General features: G+C 39.3%; 14 protein-coding genes. 6 read left to right on the plus strand and 8 right to left on the minus strand.

What is annotated here, in order from left to right; translation table 11 throughout:
* Positions 1 to 642: 642 nt before the first annotated feature.
* Positions 643 to 1,068 carry a DUF2358 domain-containing protein gene (locus I8748_RS07620; RefSeq protein ID WP_198124030.1) on the minus strand — a complete coding sequence of 142 codons (426 nt, stop codon included), beginning with the start codon at positions 1,066 to 1,068 and terminating at the stop codon, positions 643 to 645.
* Between the two features lie 90 nt (positions 1,069 to 1,158).
* Complete coding sequence (locus I8748_RS07625; protein WP_214662465.1) at positions 1,159 to 1,407, minus strand: hypothetical protein; 249 nt, start codon at positions 1,405 to 1,407, stop codon at positions 1,159 to 1,161.
* 220 nt (positions 1,408 to 1,627) lie between these two features.
* Here I8748_RS07625 and I8748_RS07630 point away from each other — a divergent pair, with 220 nt between their 5' ends.
* Complete coding sequence (locus I8748_RS07630; RefSeq protein ID WP_318781200.1) at positions 1,628 to 1,855, plus strand: helix-turn-helix domain-containing protein; 228 nt, start codon at positions 1,628 to 1,630, stop codon at positions 1,853 to 1,855.
* A gap of 252 nt (positions 1,856 to 2,107) precedes the next feature.
* Here I8748_RS07630 and I8748_RS07635 read toward each other — a convergent pair whose 3' ends face one another.
* Complete coding sequence (locus I8748_RS07635) at positions 2,108 to 3,250, minus strand: glycoside hydrolase family 10 protein (protein WP_198124077.1); 1,143 nt, start codon at positions 3,248 to 3,250, stop codon at positions 2,108 to 2,110.
* Between the two features lie 296 nt (positions 3,251 to 3,546).
* Between I8748_RS07635 and I8748_RS07640 the strand changes: the two genes are divergently transcribed.
* Positions 3,547 to 4,410, plus strand: a complete 864-nt coding sequence (locus I8748_RS07640) for an alpha/beta fold hydrolase (protein ID WP_198124032.1) — start codon at positions 3,547 to 3,549, stop codon at positions 4,408 to 4,410.
* Between the two features lie 70 nt (positions 4,411 to 4,480).
* On the opposite strand, the gene I8748_RS07645 is transcribed toward I8748_RS07640, so the two are convergent.
* Complete coding sequence (locus I8748_RS07645; RefSeq protein ID WP_214662466.1) at positions 4,481 to 4,657, minus strand: hypothetical protein; 177 nt, start codon at positions 4,655 to 4,657, stop codon at positions 4,481 to 4,483.
* Between the two features lie 64 nt (positions 4,658 to 4,721).
* On the opposite strand from I8748_RS07645, the gene I8748_RS07650 reads away from it, so the two are divergent.
* Positions 4,722 to 5,183 (plus strand): pentapeptide repeat-containing protein, encoded by a 462-nt coding sequence (locus I8748_RS07650; RefSeq protein WP_198124034.1) that lies wholly within the window; start codon positions 4,722 to 4,724, stop codon positions 5,181 to 5,183.
* 209 nt (positions 5,184 to 5,392) lie between these two features.
* Here the strand turns inward: I8748_RS07650 and I8748_RS07655 are convergent, their stop codons facing one another.
* Positions 5,393 to 6,535 (minus strand): hybrid sensor histidine kinase/response regulator, encoded by a 1,143-nt coding sequence (locus I8748_RS07655; RefSeq protein ID WP_198124035.1) that lies wholly within the window; start codon positions 6,533 to 6,535, stop codon positions 5,393 to 5,395.
* A 168-nt stretch (positions 6,536 to 6,703) separates the two neighbouring features.
* Here I8748_RS07655 and I8748_RS07660 point away from each other — a divergent pair, with 168 nt between their 5' ends.
* Genes I8748_RS07660 through I8748_RS07670 form a run of 3 tightly spaced genes read left to right on the plus strand, consistent with a single transcriptional unit; the run spans position 6,704 to position 12,132 of the window.
* Positions 6,704 to 7,048: a CU044_2847 family protein gene (locus I8748_RS07660; RefSeq protein WP_198124036.1), complete on the plus strand. Its 345-nt coding sequence runs from the start codon at positions 6,704 to 6,706 to the stop codon at positions 7,046 to 7,048.
* A 9-nt stretch (positions 7,049 to 7,057) separates the two neighbouring features.
* Positions 7,058 to 8,620, plus strand: coding sequence for an AAA-like domain-containing protein (locus tag I8748_RS07665; RefSeq protein ID WP_198124037.1), 1,563 nt, complete (start codon positions 7,058 to 7,060; stop codon positions 8,618 to 8,620).
* An 11-nt stretch (positions 8,621 to 8,631) separates the two neighbouring features.
* Positions 8,632 to 12,132 (plus strand): AAA-like domain-containing protein, encoded by a 3,501-nt coding sequence (locus I8748_RS07670; RefSeq protein WP_198124038.1) that lies wholly within the window; start codon positions 8,632 to 8,634, stop codon positions 12,130 to 12,132.
* Positions 12,133 to 12,389: 257 nt separating this feature from the next.
* On the opposite strand, the gene I8748_RS07675 is transcribed toward I8748_RS07670, so the two are convergent.
* The 3 genes from I8748_RS07675 to groL form a co-directional block, all read right to left on the minus strand.
* A complete protein-coding gene (locus tag I8748_RS07675) occupies positions 12,390 to 12,650 on the minus strand; it encodes a hypothetical protein (RefSeq protein WP_225896349.1) in 261 nt (86 codons plus the stop codon).
* Positions 12,651 to 13,105: 455 nt separating this feature from the next.
* Entirely contained in the window at positions 13,106 to 13,918 is an 813-nt protein-coding gene (locus I8748_RS07680) for a DUF4351 domain-containing protein (RefSeq protein ID WP_198124039.1), read from the minus strand.
* A gap of 96 nt (positions 13,919 to 14,014) precedes the next feature.
* On the minus strand, positions 14,015 to 15,649 hold the full coding sequence (gene groL, locus I8748_RS07685; RefSeq protein ID WP_198124040.1) for a chaperonin GroEL: 1,635 nt from the start codon (positions 15,647 to 15,649) through the stop codon (positions 14,015 to 14,017).
* Positions 15,650 to 15,696 lie beyond the last annotated feature (47 nt).

Here is a 15,696-nt window from a genome sequence, read left to right on the forward strand (position 1 = left end):
CTTCGTAATATTAAGTTTATTGGCACGTTAATTAGTGTGAAGCAAACTAGAACAACGGTAGTTTTTAAAGTATAAAAAAATACTAATTTTTATTTTGATTTAATTAGCTGCTTATTTAGTAAGTAAAAAGTATCACATCTAAATGTGTATTTAAAGTAACTTTATATGGTGTTTAATTATCAGGCTGCTATTTTGACTGGTAAATCTTTTTTGAAACGAACCGCCAAGGCGCAGAGAACGCAGAGAGAAGAAAGTTTATGCTAGCTTGGGCTAATTGCTAAGTCGCGTAGGAAGTAAAAGCGATCGCTTATCGAATCAATTCCTTTAGTTTGTTGCATTAATAATATTTATTTTCCATTGTTGTGCTGCTTTGATATAGCAGCCCTAAATCATTCGTAAGAATTTAAGATAATCGTAACCCCCCTGTATTTCCCCCTTACTAAGCTACCGTGTACACACAAGTCGAAAATTTTCATGTTTAATCTATGTCCCGCCATTAACTAAAGTTCCAGGCTAATCGTAAAAGTCCACTAATAGTGGACTAGATTGAATTTTTCTTTGAGTCCTCTAGTGAAGACTTGCACTATGAGACTCGGAAGAAATTCCGAGGCGGGACATATTAACTGATCTAGATATAGTTATCTAATTTCCGCCCTTGTGGAAAAACTGGCGTAGAATCTCACCTGGTTTACGATCCCAGGTATCGATATGCTCATATATCAAGTTATCTTGATTGAATTTATATGTAGAATAGCCATTAAAAAATAGCTTTGCTTTCCAGGGAACACGCAAAACTCCGCGAACTGTCCACTTTGCTAGGATAGTATCTTCGGCTGACTGATACACTTCGTGTAAATCAAAGTAAATTTGGCTAAAAAATAGCCGCGCATGAAATCGCAAAGTCCAAAATATGATGCGATAGTTAAATTTCCACTTGAATTTGTTTACTGGGTCTTGAAAATAGATATCTTGCGTATAGATATCATAAGAGATATCTTTTTCAAATAATGTCGGTAAATCCTGCTTCAGGGTCTGAATCACCTGTTGTACTTGCAATTGAGTTTCCACCCACTTTATTCCTTAAAAGCATTTTTCTAATTTTTGCATAGAGATATCGCCCCCATACTACAAGTAGCTGGAGGCGAACCTACGTAAGTTTTAACTGTCAATATTCATGTAACGAGTCAAAATTCTAATGACTTCTCCATTCACAGGCGAAGGTAAGGGTGGAGTCCATTCGCCTACTTCTGCAAAGCCTAGAACATGCAAGCTGTGAAGAATACCATTCACGCTTTTAGCAGCACCAGAGTCTATAAGACGCACGGGTTGTTTACCTTGTGGTGCATCAGGAATAGGCGCTTTGATTAGCTCCGCAACCGAATGAGGTTCTATCATGATAAGTGTCATCTAATTTTTAGTTGATAAACAAGCGATCGCACCTCTTGCCTGGAAAACTAGAGTGCGATCGCTTTGTCATCTGTACACAATTAGTCTATTGTGAGTCGAGGAATTTTACAACCGCTCCGGTCTAATAAAAAACCTTAACGGTCTAATAAAGAAATAATTGCTGAAACAAAGTGTTAGCATCTGCCTTGCCATAACACAGATATAATTGAGCATTTGAGTGGTGATTCGATGGAAATTGGCAGTCATGATGGCTGAACGCAACATTAGCAACAAAGAACTAGCTGTTTTAACTGGAATGAATCCTAGGTCAGTGTCTAGGCTAAAACTTCGTCGCCGCTTTACCAGAATTGATGAATCTACCTTGAATGCGCTTTGCAAAGCACTGAAGTGTCAACCAGGAGACTTGTTAGTTTATGAAGAGGATCAGCTTGATTCTAAAGAGAAATGACAATGATGTATTTTTCTTCATGTCTTGGTGCCTTGGTGGTAAAAAATTGACTTTTAAACCACGAAGACGAGGTAGCGCGTTGGGGAGCCTGCGCCGGGGTGAGGCAGTGCGTTGGGCGGCTTTGCTGACTTGAAGCAACTGCCGAAAGGGTTTCCCGACTTGAGGCGACTGGCGTCCGGCTTTGCCGACTTGAAGCGACTGCCGTCACAAAGACACTAAGGGACTAGTGAGAAATTGACTTGTTGAGTGCTATTAAAGGCTTCTGAAAAAGTTCTGCAAACGTTGCCAAATAGAAGATGTTATCTTATTGCTTACCTTAGCAGCACTCAAATCGGACAAAGTGGGAAAAGAAGCAGATTTAGCATAGGGCCCATTTCGCAACACCTTAGCTAAGGCGTTGTTATTTTCTCGCAAACCCTCATAAAAAAAGAATACCTCGCCTTGAATGCCAAGCAGGCGATTGTATTCAATTGCCTGCACCAGATATTCTGGACTAATACAGTAAGTGCCAAGCTTGATTAAAATTCCTGGTGCTAACCTTTGCAAGGTTGCATCTGTAAACTGCTGATTTACGAGTTTATCAGCGATCGCTTTATAGCTACTAAACTCACGGCGATAAATTTGTGGGTGGATAATATCGACTAGTCCCCGTTTCAGCCATGTAGGAGAGTCTTGCAAGTATTCCTGAAATCCCCAATCATAGATATTAGGAGACATGGAAACTATTAAGTTGGGATTAACCGCTTTGACTTCGTTGTATAGACGCGCTAGGTAGTCTGTGAGGATATCTGCACGCCACTGTAGCCATTGCCGATTTTTGGGGTTTTGTGGCGGATTTTCACCAAATTGTTGCTGATAGCGGCTGACAGTTACTTGGTCATAGCCTCCTTCACAGGGTAAGGCAGGAAAGCGATCGTCTCCTTGAATACCATCAACATCATAATTATTTACCACTTCCAGCACCAAGTTCAGCAAAAATTCTTGCACTTGGGGGTCAAGGGAATTTAGCCACTCAAAATTGTTTTTCTTCAGTAAATTGCAGTTACAGTTAAGGGCTGCCCATTCTGGTTTCCTCTGTAGAAGTATACCACCATTCAAGTTGTAAGAACTAGCAAAGCCGTATTCAAACCAAGGGATAACTTTTAATCCTACCCGTCGTGCTTCTTGTACTACTTCTTCTAAAGGGTCACGGCTGGGAAACAAAGGCTCAATTTCCATCCCAAAAGTTTGCTTCATTGTCTGGCTGGGATACAGCGTGGCGCCCTTGCTCCAAACAACAGGAAACACCACATTGAACCCTGTTTCAGCCAGAAAATCCATTGCCTCAGCAATGTTTTGCTGTGACTTAAGAACCTGACTGTCAGTAGTGGTCAACCAAACACCACGTATTTCCATTGCCATGAACCATGCCCACTTTTATAAAAAACTCCATCCTGCAAGGGCAAGAAATTACCAATGACGCCAGTTCGCTCAAGTCAGGAAACCATGCGCGGCAGCGGAGCGAATAACCTCGACCACTCACAAGAGGATGGAGTTTCCCGCCGCTTTCAATGAAAGTTCTCTGACTTGAGAACAACATCTACCCACAGGTGAATTCTCAGACTAAAACTGTCTCTTAATAGATGTTTTGATGAGAAACTCTAAACATGATTGAAACAACGCTCACCTAATACTGGAAAAAAATACAACATATGTCTGTCATTCAAGATTCTTGGAAACACGAATATATAACTACTAATGGGTTGAAACTGCACTATGTTACCCAAGGAGCAGGCCCTTTAATGTTGATGTTACATGGCTTTCCAGAATTTTGGTATTCTTGGCGGCATCAAATACCAGAATTTTCTAAGTATTTCCAAGTCGTTGCTCTTGATTTGCGTGGCTATAACGAGAGTGATAAACCACAAGAGCAATCAGCTTATATCATGGATGAATTTATTAAAGATGTAGAGGGAGTAATTAAAGGATTAGGATACGACAAGTGTATTTTAGTTGGACATGATTGGGGTGGTGCGATCGCTTGGTCTTTTGCTTATGCTCACCCGGAGATGGTAGAGCGGTTAATTATACTTAATCTACCTCATCCTGCCAAGTTTGCCCAAGGTTTATTCACTCCCCAACAGTTGCTACGCAGCTGGTACATGTTCTTATTCCAGCTACCTTGGCTACCAGAATTCCTCTTACAATCTTCAGACTTTCAATTGATTGAAAAAACTTTTCAAGCCACAGCAGTTAATAAAAATGCTTTCACTCAAGCTGATATCAATGCTTATAAAGATGCTGCTGCAAAACGTGGTGCTATCACAGCAATGTTGAATTATTACCGCAATGGTTTACAACAGTTTATGTCCAATAAAAATTGGAGTATTTTGCATGTGCCCACACTGATGATTTGGGGAGAAAACGATATTGCACTGGGTAAGGAACTTACCTACGATACCGCAGCTTATGTCCAAGACCTACAAATTAAGTATATTCACCATTGTGGGCATTGCGTACAGCAAGAACAGCCAGAGTTAGTTAACCAGTATATCAAAGAATATTTAGTGCTTTAGATTACGAAATATTACTAAACCCAAGTATTATTTAGTAACGGTAAAATACTGGTTAATCTTAGTGACAAAACTATGCATAATCATGCAATTTCTTCACAAGATTTAACAGTGCTTTAATCATGGCATTTTTGGCGATTTTATTAGTCAAAAATCGCCAAAAACCATAACCAATAGTATTTCTGGCATGACCAGCAAAATTTTTCTCATGGCAATTAGTTGATGAATACAATAAACATTTGCAAGTCATTTAATGAGATAATAAGAGTGTGAGGGAAAGAACGGATGCAATTTAATCGCAAAGGGGGAATATTATGAAACTCAAGCTATTCGCGGCTTTAGCCTTAGCAGCTCCCCTCTTTTTCATTAGCTCAGTCAACGCTGGGAATTCACGAGATTTACAAAGGTTAACTTCAACTGGGGAATGTACTGGGTGTAATCTATCAGGTGTTAACCTCAGTGGCGCTCATTTAATTGGTGCTGATTTACGAGGAGCAAATCTTCAAGGTGCGAACCTCTCTGGAGCTAACCTCGAAGGTGCTGATTTCACCAACGCTAATTTGAAAGGAGCTAACTTAACAGAAGCTTTGGTAACCAACGTCAATTTTAAGAAAGCTAATCTCAACAGCGTTAATTTTACTCGCGCTCAAATTTACGACTCTAATGTGTACGGTGCATCAATGGAAAACATGAATATCACTGATGCTGACATCTATCACACTGGAATCGGCGTTGGTGGAGAAGGCCAGGGTGAAGTATTTCCTGATTGGGACTAAGCTAAATTCCGTTAGCTAGTTCAAACAAACACAAAAGACTGATGACTGCTGACTGAATTAGCTTTAATGTGGTGGTGCGTTAGGACTAATGTCCATAACGCACCATTAATTATTTTCTGTTTTGCTGAGTTCCCAATTCATACATGTTTAACTTATAAATTATGATTTATCTAGGGAAAAAATGACATAAATCATAACTTATAAGTTACCTACTGTTTAACTGGTAGGCTAACAATGAATACACTACCTTTACCTAACTCAGACTTGACAATGATAGTACCGTGATGAGCCTCTACGATGCGGCGAGAAAGGTACAATCCTAAGCCACTGCCAGAACTTTTGTGGCTACCTTGACGAAATCGTTCAAACAAAGTGGCTTGTTCTTCAGGAGGAATACCTGAGCCTGTATCGGCAACTTCAATGGTAATGTAATCACTAACCGTGGAGGGCAAAGAAAACTGAGAGTAGCTGATGCATTTGCTAGTCAACGGTACAAAAGTGAGGCGGATAGTCACCGAACCGATTTCAGTAAATTTGATCGCATTTCCCACAAGGTTAGTGAATAGACGATGCAATTCCATGCGATCGCCCATAATTGTGGTTGATTCTTCGGTAAAATCCAAATTGATGGATAGTGCTTTGTCTTGTGCTAAAGGAGTCAGTTCTCCAGCTACCTCTTCTAACAATTTGGCTAAATTAACTGGTTGAAATGCCAGGGTTTTACGACCGGCTTCAAAGCGATAAACTTCTAATAAGGTATTTACCATAGTCAGCAAATTAATATTGCTGCGAGCCATGATAGTAATCACTTCTTGCATTTGTGGTGATAAACTGCCCAAAGCACCCTGTTGAAATAGCATTAACATGCGATCGGCTGCTACTAGGGGAGTGCGTAAATCGTGGGTGAGGCGAGAGACAAAATCTTCTCGCTGGCGGGCGATTTCATCACGTTCATCGATACTGTGCTTTAATCTTAGGAGCGATCGCACTCGTGCGAGTAATTCATCTACTGTCACGGGTTTACGGATAAAATCATCAGCACCCAAGTCTAATCCATGTGCCACATTCGGCGCATCATGGGCAGTTATCAACAAAATGGGGATATATTGCTGCATTTTCATATCCCCACGAATCCGCCTAGTAACTTCGTATCCATCCATTCCAGGCATCATCAAATCCAGTAGCACTAAATCACAAGGCGATGCTTGTAGTTGTGCCAATGCTGAAATCCCATTTTCTGCTGTGCTAATTGTGTAGCCTTCTTCCTCCAAAATGGTTTTGATCAAAAACACATTATCAGGAGAGTCATCGACAACCAAAATTTTGTCAGAACGAGAAGATTGTAAACTCATATAAAGCTGCCAAAGTAGAGGAATAAAAGTAAATTTTTAGCGAAACTGGTTTACTAGTATAATTTTTTTAGTTATTACCCTTAAGTAAATTCTCTCGTAAGAAAAATTGTTTACCTAAAAACTTAAATAAATTTATTTTAAAAACTACTTGACAGCCCTTATTAAATTATGGCTCGTAAACTTTTAGAACTGAATACAGAAGATGGCGGCACGATTTTGGTAGCAGTTGAGTTACCAGATACAGCAGTGGGTCGTGTTGCAGCTCCTGGTGAATTGCCTGTGGAAAAAGTAGAGGCAAGCTTCGATGCAGTTAGAGATTTGATTGTTCGCGGGTGTCGTCCCATTACAAAAGCATTTCGTACCTTGCAGCAAGAATCGCAACCTGTAAGCGCAGAAGTTGAGTTTGGAGTCAATTTTACTGCTAAAGGTTCGGTCTATGTGGTTGAATCCACTGGGCAGGCATCACTGAAGGTGAAAATAACTTGGAAATTGACACCAGAAGAAAACAAGTAACAAATTTTCATGAGTTGGGATTTAGTTAAGGCTTGTACGGTGGCGATCGCTACACCAGAAGGTAATATCCAAGGCACGGGCTTTTTCATCTCACCTACAGGACATTTACTTACCTGCGCCCATGTAGTTGAGTCAGTCGGTGGTTGGGAAAAAGTCCGAATCAATGGGCAGAAAGTTGAGTTAATTTATTTAGGCGCTCAAAAACGTCATGATTTTGCCATATTGCAATTACCTGGTTATCAAGGCAAAGTTGTAACTCTCTCATTGAGTTTTGAACCGGGGAATCAATTTCGCTCGATAGGCTATGGGCGTTCTTTGGAGTATCCAAAAGGTGCCACGATTGAAGGCAGTATCACCGATGCTAACCATAGTAGTGATTTTGATAACCTACCAATGTTACGGTTGCGGACAATGGCAGACTCCCAAGAAATCATCGATGGCTATAGCGGTTCTCCCGTCTTTGATATTCAACTACAAGCTGTAGTTGGGATGATTGCTGCTTTCGACGGAAAGCAAGGAGGATTAGCTGTACCACTATCAACAGTGCAAGAAAATTGGCCTGAATTGACAGGTTTGCTGTATCCAGAAATAGCCACAGAACTCGAATTTCCGTTTTTCGATGAGGCTTTTTATAATGATTGTTACAAAGAGATTAAGAAACCAGGAGCATTAATCCGGTTGCAAGCTCCTTTGCAATGGGGCAAAACTTACTTAATGACTCAAATTTTATATTATGGAACTCAGCAAGGCTATCAAGCAGTACGAGTGGACTTTCAAGAACCAGAAAAAGAAGTATTTAATTGTCTAAAACGTTTCTTGCAATGGTTTTGTGGCAAGATAGCTGGAGAATTGAATCTACCATATAGCCTAACTGAAAATTGGCAAGGTGTGCTGGGTGCCAATAGCAAATGTACAAACTATTTTGAAAAATATTTGTTACCAGCAATCAGCAGTTCTTTGATTTTGGGATTGGATAACGTCGATGTAATTTTCTCCCATGAAAAGATCGCAGGGGATTTTCTGCCATTGCTGCGAACTTGGCATGAAAATGCTAAGAGTAAGGCGATTTGGAAAAAGCTGCGGTTAGTCATTGCCTATTCCAAAGAAGAGTACATTCTAGGTAAAAATAAGTCGCCGTTCAACGTAGGGATGGCTGTTGAAATACCAGAGTTAAATCAAGGACAGGTGCAGAATTTAGTACAACACCTAAAACTCGGTTGGAATGAACAGCAAGTTACCCAACTGATGGAAATGGTAGGCGGACATCCTTGGCTGGTGAAGAAAGCACTGTATAAAATAGCACGACGCGAAATGACATTGAAAGAACTATTACAAATTGCTCCCACCGATGGTGGTTTGTATGGCGATCATCTATATCACCAGTTATCAATTTTGCAGCAAGATTCAGAATTGCTGACAGCTATGAAGCAAGTAGCTGATGCTAATACGCCAATTAAAATTGACATCCGTAAAGCATCTAAATTACGGAATATGAGATTGGTGAAATACAGTGGCAACTGTGTTACGCCGCTATGTGACTTGTATCGCCAATATTTTTGCGATTACCTATAGCTGTAATCTTTATGGCAAATTTACCAGATCCTCTACCAAACTACGAATACCAAGTCGGGGGGACTTTACCACCTGATGCCCCCACATATGTAATGCGACAGGCAGATGTGGAACTCTATCAAGCCTTGAAGCAGGGAGAGTTTTGCTATGTCCTGAACTCGCGACAAATGGGTAAATCGAGTCTGCGGGTAAGAGTGATGGAACAGTTGGAGAAAAACAGAATTACTTGTGCAGCATTTGACCTGAACGAAATTGGTACGGATATTACCCCAAAGGAATGGTACGCCGGCGTAATCAACAGACTGGTTACAGATTTAAATATATCTGAAACTTTTGATTTAGATAATTGGTGGAATAGTCACGAATCATTGTCTCCAGTAAACCACTTAAGCAAGTTTATTGAAGAAAATTTACTCAAGGAAATTCCAGAAAATATTGTTATTTTTATTGATGAAATTGATACAGTTTTGAGTTTGAAAAATTTTTCTACTGATGATTTTTTGAGTATGATCCGGTCATGCTATAACCAACGAGTTCATAAACCAATCTATAAACGCCTAACATTCTGCTTGTTGGGTGTGGCGACTCCCTCAGATTTGATAAAGAATAAACAACGCACACCGTTTAATATAGGTCGAGCTATTGAATTAAAAGGCTTTGATTTGTACGAAGACGACGTTAAGCCTTTAGTTAATGGATTAAAGGGAAAAGTCAGCAATCCCCAATTAGTACTAGAAGAAATTTTGGATTGGACGGGTGGACAACCGTTTCTGACCCAAAAGCTTTGTAAGCTCATCCCTAATGGTATAGAAGCATCGGGAGTTGAAGAATTGGTGCGATCGCGTATCATCGAAAATTGGGAATCACAGGATAATCCGGAGCATTTGAAGACAATACGCAATCGCATTTTGGGCAATGAACAACGTGCTAGTCAGCTACTAGGACTGTATCAACAGATTTTGCAACAACAGGGAATATCAGCGAATGACAATTACGAACAGATGGAATTAAGACTGACAGGATTGGTCGTTAAAAAACATAGTAAATTACAGGTCTATAATCGTATTTATGAAAATGTTTTTGATCAAGAATGGCTTAACAATGAGTTAGCAAATTTACGACCACCAGGTTATAGAGAAAAAATCACAGCTTGGCTAGCAAGCAACCGTCAAGATGAATCGAGGCTTTTGCGTAAAGATGAGTTAAATAAGGCGCATAAATGGGCAGACAAAAGGAATTTAAGTAGGGAAGATTACGATTTTTTACAGGCTAGCCAAGAACTCCGTACAAGAGAATTAGAAGAAATTTCAGAACCATATAAATTTATATTTAAAGATAAAAAATTGTTTTCTATTTATGATTTGATTGAGGAATGTGATAATGATCCAGATATAGCAGAACAGTATTTGTTCAATGGAATTTTTAAAGATTGGCTACTTCGGTCTAAGACAGATATAGCAAACATGTCACTAGAAATTGTGCGTTCCTACCAGCACGAAAAGCGTAAAGGTTTGGAAATCTTTGTACGGGCACTATGTGAACATGTAGGACGTGATGCCTATCCGAAAATTGCTTTTGAACAGAATCATAAAGACTTCGGTGAAGTAGCAGTTGGAACTCAACATAGATTTTCTCTAAATATTGTTAATAAAGGTCGTGGTTTTGCATGGGGAAATGTAACCCTTGTTGGTAATCTACCTGGCTTGCGAATTGTTAATAATAAATTTGATTCATCTATTGATAAAACACTTGATATTGATTTGAATACTATTGAGGTAAAACCAGGAAAATACTCTGGTTTTATAGAGATAAATCTAGAAAATATTAAGCAAGAAAAGCGTATTATTATAGAGGTAAGCTACATAATAATATACGCTAAACTTGTAGAAATACCTGAATTAAACTTAGGAGTTCTCAGAGATGATAGTAATTTCTTTTCTGCCTCATTTCAACTAACTTGTGACCCATCAGACGCAAAAATTAAGGGAACTGCTTTTACTAATAAAAATTATCTTCAAATCACACCGTCTAAATTTGAAGAATCATGCTTAGAGTTTTCCTTAAATATAAATACAACATCGCTGGAAGCAGGATGGTATAAAGAGAAAGTTTTTCTAAAAACTAATCAGGGTGAATTTGAAGTACCTGTTTATTTTAAAAAAAGCTGCATACGGGACATAATTGCTAATGCTAAATCCGCTGTTATAATTGGTATTCCTCTCGGATTAATTATGTTTATAATTCGCCATATTTTAGGAAGATTCCTATCAGTAGACTTAGATGATAGCTGGCTTTTATCATATCCACCTGAAGTAACCAAATCTTCTTATTGGCTGGAATTTTTTCCATTTATTCATTTGAGTATATTAGGAATACCAGAGATCCAGTTAACATGTTCAATATTTGGAAGTTTAATAGTTCTGCTTTTGATATTTATATTATATAAATATTCAAATTATATGAATTATATTAAAACCAAAGTTGGGTTAAAAATAACAGTTTTTTCCAATCGAATAAATGAATTGAGAGAAAATATTCAAAATATAAATATTACAAATAATCAGCGGATATATAATTATTCATATATGAGCAGAAGTAAAGTAATTTTTCTGCCTTTGTTTATAAAAGCTGTATTGTTAATTTCAATATTATTATTAAGTTTATTTGTAATTAAATTTTTAATTAATATTTGTGCTTGGATTGGTTCAACTTTTATTATAACTGCTGACTTAACTGCATATCCATTAAGAGTGATTGGTATCGAACCAGCAGAAATTGGATGGTTAGTATTAGGCTGCTTTATTGGTGGAGCTATAGGATTGATTCAGTCTTTTAAACTTATAGAACAACATTCTTACTTATCTAAAATCTATACAATTGCTATTATCATACCTTTTATATTATTTTCGATTGGCTTGATAACTCCTAGATTTCAAAATCATACAGATTTTTTCTCACACACTATACTTGTAGATGATTTTCAATACCCATCAAAAGAATGGAATCATGACCCATCAGCAATTATCACAGGCGGAGGTTTATTTCATCCTGAGTCTCAAAATAACTGGAGTTTGTCTATTTGGGGTAAGCAAAATCAGATAATTAAAAATGTTGATTTCTCAGTAAACGCCACGAAAATAAGTGGATCTGACGATGCAGGATTCGGTATAGTTGCTCGATATAGTGATCAGGTTGATGAAAAATTTTATTATTTGCTAATTAAAGGTAATGGACAATTTTATATGGGTAAATATTCAACAAGTAAGCGTTGGGAAGACAAAGTGGGATGGCATTACTCCACTAGTATCAAGCAAGGTAATAAGAATGAGAATCAATTGAGAATTGTGTGCGAGGGCGAAAGAATAATTTGGTGGATTAATGGTCAAAGAATCGGTATTTTTGAAGATAATTCTTACAGTGATGGACGAATAGGAGTTATCTCATTACCAGATAATAGTGATGGAGTAGCTGTATTTTTTGATAATGTTATTGTTAAGACAAAACCTGAATAGATCAGAGATAACACTTGTCAAAGCAGGCGATCGCATTTATTTACCAGAGGTAATAGTATCCAAAAATTGCTGAGAAGTTATACATTCGGTAAGCTTGGCTAACGCACCTCACAACAAAGCAGGCGATCGCACATTTCTCACTCAATTAATTTTCTGTTTCCTGATGCGGATCTGCCTGTGGAGGATGCCAACCAGCTTGCAACCAAAGTCGCCGAGATTTCTGAATGAACCCATTACCATGACGTTCATCATTTATATCAATTGGTTTGGAACCATTTTGATTCAGCAGCTAAAACAGAATTAGCGTAGGTAAAAATCTGCGCCAACTCAGATATACCATCTAATTCAGCTTTTTCTTCTGGTGTGATTAATCCAGATTTGCTTCGTTCTAGCAGTTCATCTGAACGAGCTTGTAGTTCTTCGGTAAACTTAAAAAGATTAAGATTATTAACTTTTTCTAGTTTTATTCCTGTTTCCAACCAGTATGAAGGTTCAATCATTAATTTAGGGTTGATCATGGGTTGAACATGGAATGCTGCACTTTTATCTTAGCTTTTAAAAACGACTTATGGCTAAAACACCAAGCATAGTAATATCTTCCCTAGGAGACGCTACGCGAACGGTGAGCTGAGTTGCTTTGCGACACGCTGCGCGAACGCTAATACACCCTCATCATAAAGCAGACGATCACCCAAAAACTACAAGACTACATTTGTATCTAATATAATTTAAGGTTGTGTCAACTCCACTCATCCCTAATCAAAACAAGCAGGGATTGAGCCTGAAGAATTTATTAACCGCTCTTAGTAATCAAGTAGAGTTGTATTCATGATAAAAATAGTGGACTATTAAAAATCTGTTTGTTAAACTCACTAAATTTTTAGGGATGCTTCTTGGTACTAATGCAGATATTTATATTTTTATAAAAAGTTGCCTCTAATTTAACTTCCAAATAGCAGTTTTCACGATTGAATTAAGCTTGCTCTTGTTGGTTTAACCAAACTACTAAATCAGCTACTTGCGAAAAATCCAATAACGCCTCCCCTAAATTTTCCAACTGTTCCGCAGATAAATTACGAACCTGCTCAACTAATGATGCATCAATATCACCAAAGCGCCTTTTAAGCTGACGACTAATCAGTTTAAATGCTTCCTTTTGAACGATATCTTGATAAATTACAGACTCGCGCATAATATCCTCCCGTAATAATTGCCTAATTAAATCTTTATCAAATCGCAAACCCGCAATAATTTCTACACAACTCGCAATATTTTGTCGTTCCTCTCTATCTAAAATTGTAGCGATTTGTTCAGCCACTTGTGCCAGTAAAGCTTGCGACGAGTTAGTTCGTGTCAAAGTTGCTAGAGGTAATAGTGCAGAATTGCTTAAAAATACTGCTGAATCTTGCTCCCACAGGCGAACTACCCGATAGTGATGAATTGTTGTCTCGTCTCGATATTCTTCTGTGAAAGCTACCTCGTTATTAGTTTCCTGCAAAAAGATTACCACCTGAGTTACAGAACATCGGTATTGACGTTTCAATCTCACAGAATAATCAAGCATTCGGAAATTAAGGGGCGGGTTAGATGTCGCCAAGGTTTGAAATTCAATGTGCAAAATTTGGTTAGCTGCTTGCAGAAAGGTTACGGAATCTGCGCGTATTGGTTCAAGTGTAAGTTCTGTTTTTAACACTTCAATTTTTTGCACTTCTACCCCAAGCAACCAGCGGACAAACTCAGCCCGGTACTGTTCAGCTAAATATTTACAAGCGTTGTCGTAACTCAAATCTCTCTTTTTTCCTCATTCCAAAAATATTCCCATAAAAAAACAGCCGCCTCCACAAGGGAAGCAGCTGTTTTACAAACAGGGGACTATCAAGTATTAGTAATCGAAGTCGCCACCAGCGCCAGCACCAGCAGCAGGAGCGCCGTCTTTAGGTTCGGGCTTGTCAACTATGATACATTCGGTTGTCAACACCATGCCAGCGATGGAAGCAGCGTTTTGCAGAGCAGAACGAGTCACTTTGGCAGGGTCAACAATACCCGCGGCTAACAAATCGACGAATTCGTTGGTTGCAGCGTTGTAGCCAACGTTAAATTCTTTCTCTTTAACGCGTTCAGCGATGACAGCACCATTCTGACCAGCGTTTTCAGCAATTCTCTTCAAAGGTGCAGGTAAGGCGCGAACGACAATCAAAGCACCAATCAACTCTTCACCTGTGAGGTTGCTGTTTGCCCATTCTTCCAAAGAAGGAGCCAAGTGAGCCAGAGTTGTACCACCACCAGGAACGATACCTTCTTCTACAGCAGCTTTGGTAGCGTTGATAGCGTCTTCTAAGCGCAGCTTCTTGTCTTTCATTTCGGTTTCGGTAGCTGCACCGACTTTCACCACAGCTACACCACCGGAGAGTTTAGCTAAACGCTCTTGCAGTTTTTCTTTATCGTAAGAAGATTCGGTTTCTTCGATTTGACGACGAATTTGTTCTACACGAGCCTTAACTGCAACTTCGTTACCTTCAGCAACAATTGTGGTGTTGTCCTTGGTAATGGTGACACGGCGAGCTTTACCTAAACCATCAATCTTGGTGTTTTCCAGCTTCAAACCAGCATCTTCAGTGATCAATTGACCGCCAGTCAAGACAGCGATATCTTCTAGCATAGCTTTGCGGCGATCGCCAAAGCCAGGAGCCTTCACAGCAGCAACGTTGAGTACACCGCGCAAACGGTTAACTACCAGAGTTGCCAAAGCTTCTTTTTCAATATCTTCGGCGATAATCACCAAAGGACGACCAGCACGAGCAACTTGCTCTAACACTGGTACGAGGTCTTGTACTAAAGCAATTTTCTTATCGGTGAGCAGTAAGAAAGGCTCATCAAATACTGCCTCCATCCGCTCAGGATCGGTTGCAAAGTAAGGAGAGATGTAGCCTTTGTCAAAGCGCATCCCTTCGGTGATTTCCAATTCGGTAGTCATGGATTTCCCTTCTTCTAGGGAAATTACGCCTTCCTTGCCTACCTTGTCCATTGCTTGGGCAATCATCTGACCGACTTCTTCATCGTTACCAGCAGAGATTGCACCAACTTGAGCAATAGCTTTGGAATCTTCTACTTGACGAGCGTGTTCAGCAATTTTATCCACGAGGAAGCTGGTAGCTTTGTCGATACCGCGCTTCAGCAAAATCGCATTAGCACCTGCTGCAACGTTCCGCAAGCCTTCTTTGACAATCGCGTGGGCTAAAACAGTGGCGGTGGTGGTACCGTCGCCTGCTGCGTCGTTGGTTTTAGAAGCAGCTTGACGAATCAAAGACACACCTGTGTTTTCAATGTGGTCTTCTAGTTCGATTTCTTTGGCGATGGTTACACCGTCATTAACGATTTGGGGTGCGCCAAATTTCTTTTCTAGGACTACGTTACGACCTTTGGGGCCAAGGGTAACAGCTACAGCCTCAGCCAGGATGTCAATGCCTCGTTCTAGGGCGCGACGGGCGTTTTCGTTGTAGATAATGCGCTTTGCCATAGTTGTTCTATTGTTAATTGATTAGTTGTTAGTTGTCAGTTGTTAGT

This window comes from Amazonocrinis nigriterrae CENA67 (genome assembly GCF_016056305.1).
In the GTDB taxonomy this organism is placed as follows: domain Bacteria; phylum Cyanobacteriota; class Cyanobacteriia; order Cyanobacteriales; family Nostocaceae; genus Amazonocrinis; species Amazonocrinis nigriterrae.